The 19,624-nt window shown below is 35.7% G+C and carries 14 protein-coding genes; 9 read left to right on the forward strand and 5 right to left on the reverse strand.

Translation table 11 applies throughout. The features are described 5' to 3' along the window. Positions 1-383 precede the first annotated feature (383 nt). Positions 384-1,607, forward strand: coding sequence for a YncE family protein (locus J2772_RS05525; RefSeq protein WP_209914140.1), 1,224 nt, complete (start codon positions 384-386; stop codon positions 1,605-1,607). A gap of 98 nt (positions 1,608-1,705) precedes the next feature. Here J2772_RS05525 and J2772_RS05530 read toward each other — a convergent pair whose 3' ends face one another. Both J2772_RS05530 and J2772_RS05535 read right to left on the reverse strand, forming a co-directional pair. Next, the gene (locus tag J2772_RS05530; RefSeq protein ID WP_245365150.1) at positions 1,706-2,953 is read right to left on the reverse strand and encodes a helix-hairpin-helix domain-containing protein; all 1,248 of its coding nucleotides are present in this window, start codon (positions 2,951-2,953) and stop codon (positions 1,706-1,708) included. Positions 2,954-3,140: 187 nt separating this feature from the next. After that, positions 3,141-3,485: a MerR family transcriptional regulator gene (locus tag J2772_RS05535; protein WP_066693449.1), complete on the reverse strand. Its 345-nt coding sequence runs from the start codon at positions 3,483-3,485 to the stop codon at positions 3,141-3,143. Between the two features lie 181 nt (positions 3,486-3,666). On the opposite strand from J2772_RS05535, the gene J2772_RS05540 reads away from it, so the two are divergent. Further along, complete coding sequence (locus J2772_RS05540) at positions 3,667-6,363, forward strand: reprolysin-like metallopeptidase (RefSeq protein ID WP_209914143.1); 2,697 nt, start codon at positions 3,667-3,669, stop codon at positions 6,361-6,363. A gap of 107 nt (positions 6,364-6,470) precedes the next feature. Further along, positions 6,471-7,349 (forward strand): AraC family transcriptional regulator, encoded by an 879-nt coding sequence (locus J2772_RS05545; protein WP_209914146.1) that lies wholly within the window; start codon positions 6,471-6,473, stop codon positions 7,347-7,349. A 115-nt stretch (positions 7,350-7,464) separates the two neighbouring features. On the opposite strand, the gene ccoG is transcribed toward J2772_RS05545, so the two are convergent. Further along, positions 7,465-8,907, reverse strand: a complete 1,443-nt coding sequence (ccoG, locus tag J2772_RS05550) for a cytochrome c oxidase accessory protein CcoG (RefSeq protein WP_209914149.1) — start codon at positions 8,905-8,907, stop codon at positions 7,465-7,467. A gap of 258 nt (positions 8,908-9,165) precedes the next feature. On the opposite strand from ccoG, the gene J2772_RS05555 reads away from it, so the two are divergent. Further along, complete coding sequence (locus tag J2772_RS05555) at positions 9,166-10,059, forward strand: SMP-30/gluconolactonase/LRE family protein (protein WP_209914152.1); 894 nt, start codon at positions 9,166-9,168, stop codon at positions 10,057-10,059. A 117-nt stretch (positions 10,060-10,176) separates the two neighbouring features. Here J2772_RS05555 and J2772_RS05560 read toward each other — a convergent pair whose 3' ends face one another. Both J2772_RS05560 and J2772_RS05565 read right to left on the reverse strand, forming a co-directional pair. Next, positions 10,177-11,484 (reverse strand): DEAD/DEAH box helicase, encoded by a 1,308-nt coding sequence (locus tag J2772_RS05560; protein ID WP_209914154.1) that lies wholly within the window; start codon positions 11,482-11,484, stop codon positions 10,177-10,179. A 234-nt stretch (positions 11,485-11,718) separates the two neighbouring features. Then, positions 11,719-12,984 carry a hypothetical protein gene (locus tag J2772_RS05565; RefSeq protein WP_209914157.1) on the reverse strand — a complete coding sequence of 422 codons (1,266 nt, stop codon included), beginning with the start codon at positions 12,982-12,984 and terminating at the stop codon, positions 11,719-11,721. Between the two features lie 279 nt (positions 12,985-13,263). Here J2772_RS05565 and rpsA point away from each other — a divergent pair, with 279 nt between their 5' ends. The 5 genes from rpsA to J2772_RS05590 all read left to right on the forward strand — a co-directional run bounded on the left by rpsA (position 13,264) and on the right by J2772_RS05590 (position 19,624). Then, positions 13,264-15,054, forward strand: coding sequence for a 30S ribosomal protein S1 (gene rpsA / locus J2772_RS05570; RefSeq protein WP_045494893.1), 1,791 nt, complete (start codon positions 13,264-13,266; stop codon positions 15,052-15,054). Between the two features lie 711 nt (positions 15,055-15,765). Further along, positions 15,766-16,752, forward strand: coding sequence for an EamA family transporter (locus J2772_RS05575; protein WP_209914161.1), 987 nt, complete (start codon positions 15,766-15,768; stop codon positions 16,750-16,752). Between the two features lie 87 nt (positions 16,753-16,839). Further along, positions 16,840-17,835, forward strand: a complete 996-nt coding sequence (locus tag J2772_RS05580; protein WP_209914164.1) for an alpha/beta fold hydrolase — start codon at positions 16,840-16,842, stop codon at positions 17,833-17,835. 274 nt (positions 17,836-18,109) lie between these two features. Continuing rightward, the gene (locus J2772_RS05585) at positions 18,110-19,099 is read left to right on the forward strand and encodes a hypothetical protein (RefSeq protein WP_209914167.1); all 990 of its coding nucleotides are present in this window, start codon (positions 18,110-18,112) and stop codon (positions 19,097-19,099) included. Between the two features lie 48 nt (positions 19,100-19,147). Further along, positions 19,148-19,624 carry a DUF4280 domain-containing protein gene (locus J2772_RS05590; RefSeq protein ID WP_209914170.1) on the forward strand — a complete coding sequence of 159 codons (477 nt, stop codon included), beginning with the start codon at positions 19,148-19,150 and terminating at the stop codon, positions 19,622-19,624.

A 19,624-nucleotide genomic window follows, 5' to 3' on the forward strand; every position in this document is an offset into this window, starting at 1 on the left:
AAATGATAAGTAGGAAGTATTTTCCTACTTATTTTTTTGGGACGTATATACAAATTTTCATGATGCTTATTATTTAGTTAGTATGTACTGTCATTGACTACGTCGGCATAATATTCATCAACTAAAAGGAGATAATCTTCGATTTCTGACGAAGGAAGAATCTCATCTATGACTTAGATTGAATGACAATGGTGTAAAATTGTATATAAATACCTTTTTTAGTATCTGTTGTTATTAATAGGCTCCTTCTTGTACAGAAATAACAATTGGAAAGAAGGTTAAGTAATTAATGTTTATGAAATTCACAAATAAGTGTAATATTTTCAATTTTTTATTGAAATTGTATTATATTTATAACATGAATAACTAGATAACTGAAAATCATGAAATTAAAATTTAACCAAGTTCCCCTATTTATCATTATTTTGATGATATTTTCTAATTGTCAACATGAAAATCATCCAGAGATTCCACACGACACTGCTTTTTTTATTGATTATAGAAGTTTAACAGGCCAGTCAGATGGTATAGCGGTGATAGAGCTTGATCCTGAAGCTCCCGATTTTGGAAATATTAGTAATAAACTTGAGTTAGGTATTGGTGTTCTGCCTCATCATCTTTATTACAATCAGAACAAAAACAAATTGTATACAACGGCTTTGGGAGGCAGCTATCTTTATGAAATAAAAACAGAAAAAGATAAAATAGGACAGCCCAAATTAGTAAGTGCAACACCTATTGATACTGGAGAGAATACAGTGGGAGAAAATTTATTCTTCACCAATGACGGAAGATTCTTTATGACCTTTATGGGTGGAGCAGGAGGCCTAAAGGATGGAAGTGTAGGTGTTTTTAATGCTAATAATAATCAACTTATCAAAACCATCAAAGCTCCAATTCAAGACAATCCCAATAAATTTATTATGTATCCACATGGTATTTCTGTGAATGAAGAAAAAGGGCTCATGATGGTAACCTCTACCATTCACCCTGATCTTACCAGTGGTTTTGGAAACACCTGTACCTTAATAGATCTGAATACTTATGAATTAAAAGAAACCTATCAGGTTGCAGACTCACCAACGGATTTATCCAGCCCTGTCGAAGTTTTATTGCTTCGTGGAAAATTTCCACAATATGCCCTTGCCACAACAATGCTTGGAGGTGATATCTGGATTGCTCCATACAATGCTGCCACTAAGAAATATGATGCTTTTACCAAAATATTTGATGGAAGTACCCAAGGATTAGGCTGGACGCTCGAAATGTACATTGATGATAACAACAGACTCTATGTAAGTTTTGCAGATCCTGGAAAAGTTCTGGTCTTTGATATCAGTAATCTTCCGCAACTAAAACTTTTAAAAACCCTTACCGCAGATAAAGGAGCACATCACATGGTTTTCTTTAAAACTAAAAAAGGAAAAGAAGTGGTAGCAGTACAAAATAACCTGCTTGATATTCCTAACTTAAATTCCGGTACCATTAGTGTTATTGAAATTGCAACCGGAAAAACCCTTGGGACAGTTAATTTACGTTCCAAATATGGAATACTTCCTGAATCAATTGAAGGAACTAATGGTCCTAGTAATTATATGCATCACTAAAATATAAACCAATGTTTCAGATTAGAACTCTCCAAAATAGTAGTACTTGTTTTGGGGAGTTCTTATTTGTTGATATGATATGTTTACTCAATACCATATTATTTTAAATACAACTTCATCCTTTCTTCATATTCAGGTTTTAATTTCAGAAACTTTAGAATTTTCTTATCATCAGGATAAGTTGTCCGGTAGAATATGATTTTATCTGCGGAATATTTGAAATAGGGATGATCTTTAAGCCAATCTTCAGGAGCATCTGTTAATGTATATTTAGGAACATTGGAGGTATCCAATGGAGCAATGGATATTAATTTTTGAACCAATTCTTTATCAATATTATAAGTATCCAGAATCTGCTGTTTATTAACAAAACCCCTTAGCTTTTTTCTAAAGCCAATCATAGAACCGGCACTTTTTTCATCCAACCCAAATTCTATAAGCTGTTTGAACGTAATAGTGTTGAGATCTGTTTTTGAAAAATCCGTTTTTTCCTGCTGTATTTCCACTTTCTTTATAGTCTCGGGATTGAGTTTAATAAAAGGTCTCATCTCCTGAAACTTTTCTGCAGAAATGACAAAGCATTTTTGAATGTCATCCATGTTTTTAAAACTGCCATGAAGATTTTTATCGCGGTAATTGACGATAGTCTGAGCTTGTTTATCTGAAAAACCAAATGCTTTCCACCCTTCAACATCAAGGCGGTTCGGATCAAAAGTATAATATTGTACCTTTATCTTATCAGGATAATTGAAGCCGGAAGTCTTAAAATTTTCAGGAGTTTTTGAGGGTAACAGTAGATAAGGTTTCAGTTTATTGTAATTTTCCTGAGAAATGATAAAACATTCTTTGAATTTCTCCTTACTGATAAAGCTGCCACCCAAATAATTTTTATACTTTATAATAGCTTCGGCCTGCCTTTCACTGAATCCCATTTTGATCCAGTCATGGGAAGTTTTGAGATCAGGATTGAAGTTTCCGGAAACTATAATTTCTTTCTTTTCAAAGTTGTTAATACATTTTGAATTATCCTTTGCAGAAACCTCAGGAAGTAGAATGAAAGGTTTTATTTCTTCAAATTTTTCATCAGAAATAGCATAGCATTTTTTTAGCTGCTCTTTGGATGTAAAAGCTCCGCCTACAATATCTTTATATTTAAGAATAGTAGATACCTGTTTTTCAGAAAAACCAAGCTTTTGCCACCTTTCCGGAGTTAAAATATTCGGATTAAAATCTGTTAGGTTAGCAGTAACTGAGGTGCCGGCAATAAATTTTATATCAGGAAAAGGTTCTTTATTCCTGCTTGTATATTGCTGAAAAGCCAATAGAATAGTCAGTAAAATGACCATAAAAGCCAGTTTTTGGTAATAGTTTTTTCTCATCATATGTATAATGTATAAACATATTGATAAAAACCATGCATGGCAATGCCGAGGGTTGAAATGCTTGATATTAGAATACAAAAAATTGTAATCTGTTAAAAATTAATCCCTTGTATTCTTTGGCGTAGAATGATTTAAAGAAAAGTTGAAGAGGTTATTCAGTGTCTCTATCACCTAATGATTCTTTCAGCTTTAAAAGCTCTGCTTTTACAAACTCAAGGCGGTCAATAATGGTGATGGTTTCTGAAATTTTACTATTGGTAGTCAAGGCAACACGGGCTCCATCCAATGTATATCCTTTTTCTTTTACCAAATGATAGATCATCTGTAGGTTCTTGATGTCCTCAGGAGTGAAGTAGCGATTTCCTTTTTTATTCTTTTTAGGTTTGATGATAGGAAATTCCTGTTCCCAATAGCGTATTAATGAAGTGTTTACATCGAATGCCTTAGCGACTTCTCCTATGGAGTAATACAGTTTATCAGGTAAGTTTATTTTCATTTTACAGCTCCTAAACTTCAAAGATAAAAATTTTTTAAAGTTTTATCCAAATATATCTTGCAAAGTCCTGTGATAACCCGATTTTTTAATCAATAAATAAAATATCATTGTTTCGTGAAAAAAAATATAAGAGGAATGATATTTTTTATAACTTAGTGAAACACAAAAACCTACAATGATTATGAAACATTATTTCTTTATTCTTGCACTGATGATTCCTTTTCTGGGATTTTCACAGTGGAAAAGGACCGAACTTAGGACCGAAAAAGTTAAAAAAAGTCAGGAAAAACTCGAATTCTCAGGACTTTATTCACTTGATGCTAATCAGCTCAAACAACTTCTGAAAAGTGCACCTGCCCGCTTTTCAGGTCAAAAAGGAGCTGTTATTTCTCTTCCTACTGCTAAAGGTAGGTTGGAAAAGTTCCAGGTTTGGGAGTATTCTAATATGGCTCCTGAACTACAGGCAAAATATCCTGATATAAAATCCTATGTAGGAACTGCATTGGAAGATCCTAGCGTATATTTAAGATTCAGTTTGTCTCCAGTGGGGTTTTCTTCTATGATAACCCGTTCCGGGATATCAGAATTTATAGAGGTTTATACAGAAGACAGAACAGTATACGCCGTTTTTGACTCTAATGCAAGAAGAGGACAGGATAAAGAACCTTTTGAATGTTCCACAATGGATGACGTGACGAAACATGCTGTTGAAAAAAAAAACAATGCTGTAAATAAAAAAACAGCGGGGGTTAATACTTTTAGAATGGCTATAACCTGTACAGGAGAATATGCACAATATCATTTGAATGCTGCAGGAACTCCGGCTAATGCTACAGATATACAGAAAAAAGGAGTGGTATTGGCTGCAATGAATGCCAGCTTAACCAGAATGAATGCCGTTTTTGAAAAAGATTTGTCACTGCATTTTAATTTGATTGCTAACAATGATATAATTGTTTTCCTAGATCCCGCTACTGACCCTTTTGATGAAACGGATACAGATGATGGTAATGATTATGACCATATAGGAGCATATTATGCAATATCTGAACGTATTGGTGAAGAAGATTATGATATGGGACATTTATTTGATAAAAGAGGAGCGAACGGTGTTGCCGGATTAGGTGTAATATGTAATACTTATAAAGCAGCAGGATATACATCATGCAATTTTCCGGAAGGAGATACTTTTGATATTGATTATGTAGCTCACGAAATGGGACACCAATTAGGAGCAAATCACACATTTTCTTCATACTTAAATGGATCAGGTACCTCAGAAGTAGAACCTGGAAGTGGAACTACTATTATGGCGTATACGGGAATTACCGGAGGAAATACAGATGTTCAGTTTAATTCCCATGATTATTATCACACTTTTAATGTAACGGAGATTAAGAACACAATAAACGGGATTACCTGTGGTGTTAATACTCCTTTTACTACAGCAGCTCCTGCAATTAACGCCGGATCAGATTATACTATTCCAAAATCTACTCCTTTTGTTCTGAAAGGAACAACATCTGATGCTAATAATTCATCATATACATACACATGGGAGGAAATGGATGCTGCCGGAAATGCTGTAGTGGGAGCAAGCTCTGTTGCTTATTTAACAAAACCTTCCGGGCCAAACTTCAGATCTTTGCCACCAATCAGCACATCAACTCGATACTTTCCTGATTTTAATAAAGTATTAGCCGGAGTGCTTACCACTCGTTGGGAATCTGTGGCAGGAGTAGCAAGAAGCTTAAATTTTACACTAACAGCAAGAAATAATAATCCTATTGAGCCACAAACAAGTAAAGATGAGACAGTCGTTACTGTGAATGCAGAGGCTGGTCCCTTTCAAATAACAAGCCCTACCTTTGGGCAGTCATTAGGTTCAGGGAATACTTTCAATGTGGCCTGGGATGTTGCCAATACCACTCAAGCTCCGATTAATACTGCAAATGTTAATATCAAATTATCTACGGATGGAGGAAACACATTTACTGTAGTTGCGGCTAACACTCCTAATGATGGTAATGAGCAGATAACAATACCTACAGGCTCTACTTCAGCCAATGCTTTTATTATGATAGAAGCTGTTGACAATATTTATTATGCAGTGAGCCCAAGCTTTGTGATAGATTATAGTGTAACCGGTGAAAACTGTAGTACTTATACCTATAGCGGAGGTCCGATAACCATTAAAGATGGTCCTGGAGGAAGCAATATATCATCACCTATTGTGAAAGTCCCTTTAATGGTAAATAATTCCGGAGTTATTACCAAGATTAAAATAACACCTGCTGTTACCCATCCGAATGTAAGACACCTATCTTTGGGTATTGAAAGTCCGACAGGAGCTTCTGCTTTATTTTGGAACCGAAGCTGCAACAATTCTTCCGGAATTACAGCGGCATTTAGTGATGCCGGAGCAGCTGTTACTTGCGCTTCGCCAGTTCAGGGAGAAACTAAATCGTATGAAACTTTAGCTATTTTTAAAGGTCATAAAGCACAAGGAGAATGGGGCCTTTTTGCATCAGACAATAATCCGGGAAGTGTAGGGGCTATTACAGGATGGGCACTTGAAGTATGTACTCAACAGACAGAAACTTTAAATACCAGAGAGGTATCCTCTTCTCCATTAGCTGATGATATTAAAGTATATCCAAATCCAAGTGATGGTAATTTCTTTATCAAATCTCAGAATATAAAAGGCGAGGTGAAAGTTACTTTATTTGATTCAAGCGGAAGATTGATTTATTCGTCAGCTTATCAGAGTGAGGGAAATAATACCAAGGAACTGAATGTTAATGTACCGAAAGGAGTATATGTAATCAGCATTAACTCTTCCAAAGGAGTATACAACAGTAAACTGGTTATAAAATAATAAGCATTCAATAGTATAAAGAGGGTCGGCAATAGTCGATCCTTTTTTGTATTGGATTTGTAGCTTGGCTTTATTTATAGTACTTTTATCATCCATTTATTTATAGGATGAATTCTATTTCCGTTCTTCATATTGATCTTTTTCAGGGTAAGAATCCTTCGGATTTTTATTTTAATACGATGAAAAACCATTTGATTGTGGGACATCAGCATCTAGAAAAACCTCATAGGCACGATTTTTATGCAGCTGTTCTTTTTACTCACGGAAATGGTGTTCATGAGATAGACTTTCAGCGGTATGATGTTTCGGAAGGAAGCTTGTTTTTTCTCTCACCGGGACAGATTCACAGTTGGGAGCTTTCAGAAGATATAGAAGGGTATATTTTCTTTTGTTCCCAGGAATTTTACGAAATGCATTATGTGAATCAGAAACTGAGAAATTTTCCTTTTTTCGGCTCAGTATCTTTTCCTAGAAAACTGCAACTGGATGTCGTAGAATTGCAAAAGAACATCCATTTGTTTCAGGAACTGGGAAGGGAGCATCTATCTAACAATCTGATGAAAAATGGACTTATTCTATCATTAATGTCTCAGATTTTCATCAATTCAACCCGGCTGTTTTCAAAGGACTTCGATACACTAACCTCTTCTGCCGGACTTTCCTATTTTAAGCATTATCAGGACTTTGAAAGCCTTATCGAGCAACATTTTACTGAACATAAATCCATTGCTTATTATGCGTCTTTATTGGGCATTTCATCAAAACATCTGAACAGAACCGTACAGGCGGTAGTGCAGAAAACAGCTACAGAAGTTATCACAGAAAGGGTAGTGCTTGAAGCTAAGAGAATGCTGATGTACCTCGATGAAAACCTTGTAGAGATTGCTTTCAGGCTAGGTTATGAAGAATATTCCTACTTTGTAAGAGTCTTCCGGAAAAATTCCGGAATGACCCCTACTCAGTTTATGAGGAAATATAAGGCCTAATTTGGATTTAAAGTTCAAGGCTCAAGATTCGAAGTTTGAAGTTTATAGGGATGGTTATCAGTTGAAGATTGTATGTTATCTTTGTACATTCCAAACCCCGAATCTTACCTCTTTATCACAACACAAGCTTAAATGGTCCTTCAAACGTAGTTTCAAAAGAATCTACCATTTTTCCTTCTTCATCAAAAACACCAATCGTCATATTTTGTTTAGAGAATTTGATTTTATCTTCAGGGAAAGATATGTTGATATTTCCTTTTAAGATCTGGTCTCCTTTTAAAATAATCTTTTCAGATCCGAAATAAGTAATTTCAGCATCTTCAGGAGTGATGACTTTAATGGTCAAAACTTTTTTCTCATTAGATTTATTCAGAAGTGTATAAATGAAGGTATTGGTAATTTTACCATTTTTAATGAAGAATGTAGAACCAGCAGGCTTAATGAATTTAGCTTCCATAGAACCACGATCATACATTAAAAAGCCAAGGAATCCTACTAAAAGAGCAAGAATGACTGTTGTAGCCTTCATTCTAGAAGTGAATTTAAACTTTTCACGATTTTCAATTTCAGATTCAGTGGCATAACGGATCAAACCTTTAGGCAAGCCTACTTTATCCATAATCTCATCACAGGCATCAATACAAGCTGTACAGTTGACACATTCCAATTGCTGACCGTTTCTGATGTCAATTCCTGTAGGACAGACTACAACGCATTGATTACAATCTATACAATCTCCTTTACCAGCCGCTTTTCTGTCTTCATTGTTTCTCCATTTTGAACGGCCTTCCCCTCTTTTAAAATCGTAATATACGTTGATCGTCTGTTTATCAATTAGAACCCCCTGAAGTCGTCCGTAAGGACAAACCAGAGTACATACCTGCTCACGAAGCCATGCAAAGACAAAATAGAAAGTCATCGTGAAAAAGATCATTGTAATAAACTTTAACGGATGCTCTGAAGGACCTTCAACCATAATCTGGAAGACCTGTTCATATCCTACAATATACATGAACATGAAAGTAGAGATGGTAAGAGAAATCAGGATAAATACAGACCATTTTGTCAGCCTCTTTCTTATCTTTTCAGCATCCCATTCCTGTCTGTCGAGCTTCATTTGTTTGTTTCGGTCTCCTTCAATCCAGTATTCTATTTTGCGGAATACCATTTCCATAAATAAGGTTTGCGGACAAAGCCAGCCGCAGAATATTCTTCCAAAAACCACGGTGAACAGCATGACAAAAATGACAGAGGTAACCGCTCCCAAGGCAAGGATAAAAAAATCCTGAAGGTAAAATGGCTGTCCAATGATAAAGAACTTTCGGTCAATAACATTAAATAAGAAAAATGGATTATTGTTAATCTTTAGAAAAGGTAATCCGAAGAATAAAGCCAATAAAGCATAACTGGTATAGTTCCTGTAATTGGTATATTTTCCTTTCGGCTTTCTTGGGAAGATCCATTTTCTTTTTCCGGTCTCATCCATTGTTCCTACCGAATTTCTAAAATCTTCATTTTCAATTTCCAGGGATTTGATATTGTTGGACTCTGCGCTCATTATCGTATGCTATAAAAGTATTTTAGTAATATTTGTTATCCGGATCAATTCCTGTTTACCAAACTGAATTTCTATAGATAAACGGTATTGATTCCTCTACTGCAAAGCTCTGAATTATATCTGTCGACTCCTAATATGATCTACTTCAAAAATAGGACAATTGGGACATTTTGTGTTTTGTGAAATAATGTATCAATAGGAGAAAATATTTTTGAAAGCAAAAAAGCATATCGTAAATTGCAGATCTAAAAATGAAGTATGAAGAATATTTGTAAAGCAGGCCTGATTGGTTTGGTTTTCGCATTAGTAAACTGTCAATCAGTAAATAGTAGTAAAATGTTTTATGAAGGAGTAAAACCTAAAATGGTTTCTGATAAATTTAGTTTTACAGAAGGCCCGTCAGCAGATAAAGAGGGAAATGTATATTTTACCGATCAGCCTAATGATAAAATCTATTACTGGGACTGGAAAACCAATCAGGTTATAGAATTCTTAGATAAAACAGGAAGAGCAAACGGAACTCATTTTGATAAGGATGGTTTCCTGATTACCTGTTCAGATGATAATGGAGAAATGTGGAAGATCTCAAAAGATAAAAAAGTAGAAGTATTATTCAAAAATTTTGAAGGTAAAAGATTGAATGGTCCTAATGATGTGTGGAATGATGCTTTTGGAGGTATGTATTTCACAGACCCTTTATACAAAAGAGATTATTGGGTAGATTTTAAGGAAGAATTACCTAATAAAAGCCTTTACTACAGAAATAAAGACGGAAAGATGAATAAGTTAGACACCTTCACCCAACCCAATGGAATTGTAGGCAGTGAGACTTTAAAAAAATTATACCTTTCAGATATTGATGCCGGGAAAACGTATGTGTATGATATTCTGGGAGAAGGAAAATTGTCTGAGAAAAAATTATTCTGTGAAATGGGTTCGGATGGAATGACGTTGGATAAACATGGAAATCTTTATTTAACAGGAGACGGAGTGCATGTTTTTAACCGTGATGGAAAGAAAATTTATCACATCTCTATTCCTGAAAAATGGACTTCCAATGTGACCTTTGGAGGAGAAAATAATGATGTCTTATTCATTACGGCCTCAAAATCGGTATATACTTTTCCGATGAGAGTGAGAGGAGTAAAATAATTTTTGTGTCATTGCGAGGAGCATAGCGACGAAGCAATCTCTTATCATTCAACATGGTTGCAGGTATGAGATTGCTTCACTTCGTTCGCAATGACCATATGGTATTGAGTGGTAGGCTTAATAAGCAACTTCCATTTTTACTTTTTTTCCTTTCAGTTTTTCATTCTGGAGCTTTCTCAAAAGAGCATTTACCTTATTTCTGGAAACTGCAACATAAGAAGTAGTGTCTTTTACTTCAATAACACCCACATCTTCTTTTTGTAATTCTCCTTTTTTAAGCAAATATCCTACAATATCCACTTTATTAACCTTGTCTTTTTTTCCTGCACTGATGTAAATTGTCTGGAAAGGTGTTTTCTGTGGAACTTTAGTAAATCCGGCAACACTTTCTTCAGGGGTATCGTTTTTGATGAACGGAAAATTTTCTTCTTCCGTCATAATCAGATAGACAAAACCTTTGGCATTCATTCTTGCAGTACGTCCGTTTCTGTGAATGAAAGCATCTTCTTTTGGAGGAAGCTGATAATGTACAATAGATTCCACTTCAGGAATATCCAGTCCGCGGGCAGCAAGGTCGGTGGTAATTAGGATTCTTGCCGAGTCATTTCTGAATTTCAGTAAGGCACGTTCTCTTTCATCCTGTTCCATTCCGCCGTGGAAAGTTTCTCTGTCGATTCCCATTTGGTGAAGAAGCTCAGAGATACGGTCTACTGCATCGCGGTGGTTACAGAAGATCAGAGTTCTCTTGTTTCCGATTTTACAAACCAAATTGAATAATGTATCCAGTTTCTCCTCAGAAATAGTCATTACTTTTCTTAGCTGAATATCCGGTTTTACTTCATTCTCTTTAAGGAAACTGATTACTTTTTCATCTTTTAAACCAGTAAATGCAGGAATTTCATCCATTGCTGTTGCAGACGTTAAAATTCTTTGAGAAAGCCCTTTTAAAGAACTACAAATAAATTCCATATCATCATGGAAACCTAGTTCCAAAGCCTTATCAAATTCATCCAGAACTAATGTCTTGATTGTTTTAGGATCAAAATTATTATTTCTTACGTGATAGGTAATTCTTCCGGGAGTTCCGATTAAAACAGCCGGAGCTTCAATTAAATTATTGACTTCAATCTTTTTATCATGTCCACCATAGCAAACGGAAACTTTAAAATCAGTTCCCATTGATTTGAAAACCTGTTCAATCTGTAATGCCAACTCTCTGGCAGGAACTAATATTAATGCCTGAACACCTTGAACATTCTTTTTCAGGTTTCTAAGAACAGGAAGTAAAAAAGCAAGGGTTTTTCCTGATCCGGTAGGAGAGAGCAAAACAATATCCGTATTGTTTTCAGACGCTTTATAAGTAGATTTCTGCATCTGATTCATATCCTGAATCTGCAGCTTTTGATAAATTGATTGTAGTTCCATGGTGCAAAGGTAGTGAATTTAGAGAGCAAGTTTCGAGTTAGGGAATTTTTGAATTACGGTATGCTGATTTTCAAGGTGGGATAGTTTTAGGGTACAGAGTATGAGATTCGGGTATGAGAGGGAAAGAGGTTTAAGGTTGCAAGGATTTAAGGGTGGGGATATAGGGATAGTCAAATAATAACCCTAATCTCAGTGTAAACTTCAGTCTCAATCTGAAATTCTAATATCTTCCACCTATTTCAATCTACTGAGTATCTCTTTTCCCCTTAATAAAGTAATAGGATAAGCTTCCTCTGGTTTGGAAATGGCCTTTTCATAAAATTCTTTGGCGGTACTGGTGTTTCCCTGAGTGAAATTGATGAAGCCTGATATTTCGTACATGAAATTGCGGAGCCTGAGATCTTTTTCTTCTTTGGTCGAGAGGTATTTTAGAAGTTTTTCAGCGGAATCCAGACGGGTGTCTTTGTAGGGGTTGGCGTCATATCCGTTAGGTTTGCTGAACCAGTAATCCCACATGGCTCCATTATTGTGCTCGTTCCATGAGTATTTAATCAACTGTAGAGCCACTTCGAGGAGAGCTGGATCCAGATTTTTATTCTTGGAATCCGATTTTTCACTTTCAGCAATATAACGGTTGATTGTGGTATCAGCGCCTTTATCCTGTATTTCTTGAAAAATAAATTCTTTAAGGTATAAAGAATGGTTTTTTGAAAAATTTTCATAAGCGAATGAAGCAGGAAAATGATCCGCCAGATTTTCGATGCGGTAACCTTTTTTGAGTTCTGATTTTATATCAATTTTATATACCGTATTGTAGTCATGAAAAAGATATACATAGATAATTCCTTTTTTAAGGTCACAGATGGTAGAATATAAAGTATTCAGTTCCCCTTCCTGATGCGTCTTGTCTAAAATAGTTTTTAGAAATCCAATGGTGTTTTCCTTAGAGGTGGCAAGCATTTCATTGGCTATGTCCGGCCTTCTGCATGAAAGTTTTCCATTGATCATATTGCAATTTGAATTCACCTGAAAGTCACCTGTCTTTTCTATGATTCCTCCGGGGGTGATCACAATAGAATTTCCTTCTTTATCAGCAAGTAAGGCCTTGGCAGATATGGCATAATCATATTTTTTTAAAAAGACCATGGCTTCTTTTACGGTTTTGCATTTTCCTAGTATTTCCCACATCAGATCTCCTTTGTAAGGGTTCTTTAGGTGCAGTTTACTCAGGTCATAATTAGCTGCTGCAAAATCATAGAACAGGCCATATTCATTTATTGCTGCGGCAGTCTGCATATCAGGTGCTCCAAAGCTGATGGATCCATAGCGGTCTTTGGTAGCAGGATTATACCAGATTCTGGTAAATGGTGTGGTATCATCTTCATTAGCTGCAACAAATACTTCCCCAGCTCTGGAGCATGAAAATATAGTACAGGCTCTTATGGTATTGATACTACAGAATAGTATACCGATTAAAATAAAAAGATTTTTTCTTTGCATGATTTGTTGTATTTAATTAGACTGCTTAGCACAATGTTCTCTTATGGTAAAACAACTTTGCTAATAAATGTATTACATTAAAGTTAGATTTTCTATTGATATTCAATGAAAATAGAACGGGATATATTGTTTATCTTAAATAAAGAACGTATCTTTGCACCCACTTTTGTGGCGAAAAGGTTTGAAGAGTAAAATACTTATAATTAATTACTTCCGTATTTTTTAAATCCGCATTTATTCAAACCGTTAAAAAAGAAGGAATACAAATTTTATTAGAAAATGTCAAAAGAGACAAATTCAGCAGAGGTTATTTTAAACCAAAACGTAGCACCAGAACAATTTGATTGGGATTCTTTCGAATCAGGTCTTGATGCAGATGCAAGAAAAGAAAAAAGCGATTTAGAAGAAATCTACAACGGATCTCTTAACAGCCTAAACGATAATGACGTTTTAGTTGGTAGAGTTGTAAGATTAACTGATAAAGAAGCTATCGTAGACATCAACTTCAAATCTGAAGGTGTTATTTCTCTTAACGAATTCCGTTACAACCAAGGCCTAAAAGTAGGTGATGAGGTAGAAGTAATGGTTGACAAGAGAGAAGACAAAACTGGTCAATTACAATTATCTCACAGAAAAGCAAGAACGCTTAAAGCTTGGGATAAAGTAAACGAACTTCACGAAACTGGAGAAATCGTTAACGGTTTTGTTAAATCTAGAACTAAAGGTGGTATGATCGTTGACGTTCACGGAATCGAAGCATTCTTACCTGGTTCTCAAATTGACGTTAAGCCAATTAAAGATTACGATCAGTTCGTAGGAAAAACTATGGAGTTCAAAGTTGTGAAAATCAACCCTGAGTTCAAAAACGTAGTGGTTTCTCACAAAGCATTGATCGAAGCAGATATCGAAGGTCAGAAAAAAGAAATCATCGCTCAACTTGAAAAAGGTCAGGTTCTTGAAGGTACTGTTAAGAACATCACTTCTTACGGTGTATTCATTGACTTAGGAGGTGTTGATGGATTGATCCACATTACAGACCTTTCTTGGTCTAGAGTGAACCACCCATCTGAAATCCTAGAGGACGGACAAACTGTAAAAGTTGTAATCCTTGATTTCGATGATGAGAAAACAAGAATCCAATTAGGTATGAAGCAATTAGAAGCTCATCCTTGGGATGCTCTTTCTGCTGACATGAAAGTTGGAGATAAAGTAAAAGGAAAAGTAGTAGTTCTTGCTGACTATGGTGCATTCGTAGAAATCGCTCCAGGTGTTGAAGGATTAATCCACGTTTCTGAAATGTCTTGGTCTACTCACTTAAGATCTGCTGGAGATTTCGTAAAAGTAGGTGATGAAGTGGAAGCTGAAGTATTAACTTTAGATAGAGAAGAAAGAAAAATTTCTCTTGGTATCAAGCAATTGTCTAAAGATCCATGGGAAAACATCGAAGCTAAGTATCCGGTAGGATCTCAGCATGTAGGAACTGTAAGAAACTTCACTAACTTTGGTGTATTCGTAGAGCTAGAAGAAGGTATCGACGGATTAATCTACATCTCTGATCTTTCTTGGACTAAGAAAATCAAGCACCCATCTGAGTTCTGTGCAGTAGGTGATAAATTAGATGTTGTAGTTCTTGAACTGGATATCCAAGCTAGAAGATTATCTCTAGGTCACAAGCAATTGACTGAAAACCCATGGGATAAATTCGAAACTAAATATGCTGAAGGAACTATCCACGCTGGTAAAGCAGTAGAAGTTCACGATAAAGGAGCTTCTGTACAATTCGAAGATGCTGAGGTTGAAGCTTTCTGCCCTTCAAGATTATTAGAGAAAGAAGATGGATCTAAAATCAAAAAAGGTGAAGATGCTCAATTCAAAGTAATTGAATTCAACAAAGAATTTAAGAGAGTTGTAGTTTCTCACACAGGGATCTTCAGAGACGAAGAAAAGAAAAACGTTAAAGAATCTTCTTCTAGAAACGTATCTTCTTCTTCAAACAACGAAGAAAGATCTACTCTTGGAGACATCGATGCATTAGCAGAGTTGAAAAGAAAAATGGAAGAAGGTAAATAATCTTTGAACCATTTATAAATAAGGAGCCGCTCATTTGAGCGGCTTTTTTGTGTACTTTATTTTCAGGAGCTTTTTCCCGCTATCCACTCATACTCCTCGCGCCATCGCACTCCAACACCGGGATCCCCAAATTCTCCGGCTCATGCTGTGGGGTAACCGTTCCTATCGGGGCTAGGAAAGGATCACAATGATGAATAGTTGTAGATAAAATAACGGAAACAGTGAATAAACCTGTTAGGTTTATATTTTGGTGAAATTTTCATTATTTATTTAAAATAGATTAAAATACATCATGGTACTGTGATAAAAATACTGTTTTCATAAATCAAAATAAAATTTTAACCATGAAAAAAACTTTTTTATTCTTTCTTCTGACATTTTTGTAATGTCATGGAGTGGCTTTAAGGCACAACAAGGTATTGATTATGTCATCATGCTGGATAATTGAAGCTCTACTACTAATGATAGCTATACCAAAATGAAGCGTGTTGCAGAAAAGTTAATGGAGCAGCTCCTAGCTTGTAATCCCACACATAGAGTAGCTGTTGGTTTTGAAGCTAATTCTAAAGTGATTGTTAAAAAATAACTAACTATAATCAATTTGAAAGATCACCGCAAGCAAAGCTTGCGGCGATCTCATTTATCTATCATGTCAATACTTCAAAATAATTTAATTTATATGTTGTACCTTTGCAGGCTGTTAAAAAAATTATGAAGAAGAAAAATATACTAAAAGGTGTTTTATTTGTAGGAATTGGTGCTAGTATATACGGAATGTTGGCCACTTTTGTGAAAATGGCCTATCATGATGGTTTTACAACGTCTGAAGTAACTACATCCCAATTTGTACTAGGTTTAGCAGGACTTTTGATCCTGAATTTGATTCAAACCCTAACCTCAAAAAAGAAATTATCAATGCCAAGCTCCAAAGAGGTCAGAATGCTGATGCTTGCTGGAACATCATTGGGAGGAACAAGTTTGTTTTATTATATTGCAGTTCAGTATATCAATGTTTCCATTGCTATTGTATTGCTGATGCAGTCGGTATGGTTCAGTGTAGTAGTGGAAAGTATTATCACCAAAAAACTGCCGAATGTAAGAAAAATTGTTGCTGTAATTATCGTATTACTGGGAACTGTTTTAGCTACCAACCTTATTAACATGGAGATCGAGCTGGATTGGCATGGAGTCTTCTGGGGATTGATGGCGGCGGCTTCGTATACATTAACGATGTTTACGTCGAACACGTTGGCTACTCATCTGCCTGTTTTCAGGAAGAGTATTATTATGCTGGCAGGTGGCTCCGTTGTTGTTTTTGCATTCCTGTTCTTTGCACAGATAGGGCCTATGTATTTTGACGGATTAAAAGCTTTCTATTTAAATTTCACAGAAAATACAGAGCATATTCACTCTTTCAATTATTCAATATTCTTGACATATGGTTTTGTTTTAGCTTTGTTTGGAACGATTATTCCACCCATTCTGTTCAATATCGGTTTCCCGAATGCAGGACTAGGACTGGGAAGTATCGTTTCTTCATTGGAACTTCCGGTTTCAGTAACAATGGCCTTCGTTTTATTGGGTGAAGAAGTATTTTTAATACAGTGGGTAGGAATTGCATTGATTCTTTTCGCTATTGTTTTAATGAATCTTCCATCCAAAAAGGAAAAAGAAGTTTCTATGGCAGAATTGTCTTAAAAAAATAATATTTAACTAAAAATAACAGTTGAAAACCGTTCCTTTTGGAGCGGTTTTTTTAATTTTAAAAGCTTAAAGTAAAGTACCATGAGATATTTCAGAAATATATCCACTGCAATAGCATTCGTAGCCGGATCAGGAATCTTGTTTTCACAAATAAAACCACTGGATGCGATGTTGTCTGAGTATCAATATCCTTACGAAGTACATGTTAAGAATTTAAAATCACAGGATAACGATCTGAAGATGGCTTATATGGATGTGAAGCCTCAAAAAGCCAATGGGAAAACCATTCTGCTTCTCCATGGAAAAAACTTTAATGGTGCTTATTGGGAAAGAACAGCCAAAGATCTTTCAGAAAAAGGTTTTAGGGTCATTATTCCGGATCAGATTGGGTTTGGGAAGTCTTCAAAACCTCACAGTTATCAGTTTTCTTTTTCACAGCTGGCCGAAAATACAAAAGCTATTCTGGATGAATTAGGGATTGATAAAACAATTGTTCTGGGGCATTCCATGGGAGGGATGGTTGCTACAAGGTTTACCTTGCTTTATCCTGAAAAAGTACAAAAGTTAATCCTTGAAAATCCTATCGGGCTTGAAGATTATAAGACATTTGCTGCCTATCAGAATATAGATCAGGCTTACCAATCGGAGCTTAAGAATACAGCTGAAACCTATAAGAATTATCAGTTGAAATTCTATTATGACAACAAATGGAAGGCAGAATACCAGCCATGGCTTGATCTTATTGCCGGCTGGACTCTTCATAAAGACTATCCGCAGGTGGCATGGGATGCTGCTCTGACTTCCGATATGATCTATAACCAGCCTGTTTGTTATGAATTCAAAAATATAAAAGTCCCGACTTTACTGATTATTGGAACCAGAGACAGAACAGCAATAGGAAAAGACAGGGCTCCCAAGGAACTTCAGTCCAAAATGGGGCAGTATCAGGAACTGGGAAAGAAAACCCAGCGTGAAATTGCAGGATCCCAGTTGGTGGAACTTGAGAATGTAGGCCATCTTCCACATATTGAAGTGTATCCTAAGTTTTTTGATGCTTTATATAATTTTATTAGATAACTATATAGTTTTACACTAATTCTGTTATGATTGTGTCATTCTGACGAAGGAAGAATCTCGTATATTGCTTAGATTCTTCCTTCGTTAGAATTTCAATCGCGTAAAATTGTATATAATTTAAATAACCTGAGCAAATTTTTATCAAAATTATTTTTATGCAATCTGGCTGTAGCAAGGAGTTAAAACAATTGTATGACTTCCTATTTATCCAAAATGGGTGATAAACAGAATTTTATTAACTTTGGGGAAACACTAAAGATACGCTAAGTTAATAATGTCGGAGATCAGATTATCTAAAAAACAAATTTTACACAGACTAAATACGATCAAAATAAAACCTTCCGGACTTCAAGGGAGAAGGTATGGAGTATCTGTGAAATACTATTCCGGTAATGAGGAAAAACCTTCCAAAAGAATAGATTATACTATAGCAGCGAATTTGAATGTTGAATATGGAAAGGGATCATTAAGCATTAATAAGGAAGATATTTTTTACAACCAGCATGAAGCAGATCAGATCAATGAGATTATTTCATCAGCATTATCTGCTACTATTTACCCTGTGGAAGTAGATCTTAATGAAAAAGGAACGGGAACAGGTGAGATTATCAATCATGATAAGATGCTGGAAAGGTGGAAGATTCAAAAATCAAAAATATCTGATAAATACAGCAGTAAAGAATTGGATGATTTTTTTGCCGGTTTTGAAAGTAAGCTTCAAAATAAAGCAGTTATTGAACAAAGTCTGCACAATGACTGGTTCTGGAACCTGTTTTTTCATCCCAAATTCATTCATTACGGAGATACCAGAAGAGTAGAAAGAGATCTGTATCTTTCCGTGATTTCCTATCGAGGACCGCTGAAGTTTTCGGGAATACAGACCATCGATAAATTTCCTACAGATTATCATTCCTTTGTTATAGAATTTGAGAGCGAAGAATTATTGGCTCCGCGGTATTTTTACCCTGAGGGGCATCATGAAGATGGTACTCTTTATATGACGCTTAAGGTCACTTTCGATCATGATCTGTATCATCATTTTCCAATGCACACAAGAGCTTATTTTGAAGTATTCTCAAGAGATTGGTCGGGGGAAAAAGTGTTCGTGAAAAAGATACATTATACCCAATACCAGATTGGATCAGAGGAATATAAAGACCAAGTACTGGATGAGAGCAGTCCTTTTATTACGGGTGGCCTTGTAAAAGTTCCGCCTAATAAATGGGGATTTGATAATTTCGAAAGAATAGAAAATGATTGGTAGCCCTTATCAGTTCAACAAAAAGACTTATTTTTACAAAAACACACCAAAATGTCACTAAAAGAAAAAGTAGTACAGGGAGCAATCTGTCAATGTAAATTTGGCACTGCTCCGGATAAATTGAAAGTACTTACGCAAACCAAATATTATGTGAATGACAATGCTGGTAGCAGTAAGCTTGCTGCTACCCATAAAGATATCGGAGCTACCTTTGAGAAGAACACTTTCGGTTCATGCGCCAAAAAAAATAATACCCCATGTTCTGCTGTAGTAACCCAATGGAGCGGCTATTACGAAAAAGAACTCTACGATCCACCCGGAGGCTATATCCTGCTGCAAGACAGCAAAGCAACCTGTCCCATCGGAGGAACAGACTGTATTTCTATCATGAAATCCGGACAAATGGGAGAACCTACCAAAAAGAATCTTCAGAATGCGGATAGTGAATTGCAGTCGCATGTGAATCCGGTGATGGATATGAAGAACCTTGACAAAAAAGATCCTTATAAATTCTTAAATGCTGAATAA

Origin of the sequence: Chryseobacterium jejuense, assembly GCF_017877355.1 — a bacterium.
GTDB classification, from domain to species: Bacteria; Bacteroidota; Bacteroidia; order Flavobacteriales; family Weeksellaceae; genus Chryseobacterium; species Chryseobacterium jejuense_A.

Bases quoted from the DNA above. Each gene is read 5' to 3' on its own strand.
- J2772_RS05530 (WP_245365150.1), bottom strand. From the start codon at position 2,953: ATGGTCATTTTACTGACTATTCTATTGGCTTTTCAGCAATATACAAGC.
- J2772_RS05565 (WP_209914157.1), bottom strand. From the start codon at position 12,984: ATGCAAAGAAAAAATCTTTTTATTTTAATCGGTATACTATTCTGTAGT.
- ccoG (WP_209914149.1), bottom strand. From the start codon at position 8,907: ATGAGCGCAGAGTCCAACAATATCAAATCCCTGGAAATTGAAAATGAA.
- J2772_RS05575 (WP_209914161.1), top strand. From the start codon at position 15,766: ATGAAGAAGAAAAATATACTAAAAGGTGTTTTATTTGTAGGAATTGGT.
- J2772_RS05540 (WP_209914143.1), top strand. From the start codon at position 3,667: ATGAAACATTATTTCTTTATTCTTGCACTGATGATTCCTTTTCTGGGA.
- J2772_RS05535 (WP_066693449.1), bottom strand. From the start codon at position 3,485: ATGAAAATAAACTTACCTGATAAACTGTATTACTCCATAGGAGAAGTC.
- J2772_RS05525 (WP_209914140.1), top strand. From the start codon at position 384: ATGAAATTAAAATTTAACCAAGTTCCCCTATTTATCATTATTTTGATG.
- J2772_RS05580 (WP_209914164.1), top strand. From the start codon at position 16,840: ATGAGATATTTCAGAAATATATCCACTGCAATAGCATTCGTAGCCGGA.
- J2772_RS05590 (WP_209914170.1), top strand. From the start codon at position 19,148: ATGTCACTAAAAGAAAAAGTAGTACAGGGAGCAATCTGTCAATGTAAA.
- J2772_RS05585 (WP_209914167.1), top strand. From the start codon at position 18,110: ATGTCGGAGATCAGATTATCTAAAAAACAAATTTTACACAGACTAAAT.
- rpsA (WP_045494893.1), top strand. From the start codon at position 13,264: ATGTCAAAAGAGACAAATTCAGCAGAGGTTATTTTAAACCAAAACGTA.
- J2772_RS05545 (WP_209914146.1), top strand. From the start codon at position 6,471: ATGAATTCTATTTCCGTTCTTCATATTGATCTTTTTCAGGGTAAGAAT.
- J2772_RS05560 (WP_209914154.1), bottom strand. From the start codon at position 11,484: ATGGAACTACAATCAATTTATCAAAAGCTGCAGATTCAGGATATGAAT.
- J2772_RS05555 (WP_209914152.1), top strand. From the start codon at position 9,166: ATGAAGAATATTTGTAAAGCAGGCCTGATTGGTTTGGTTTTCGCATTA.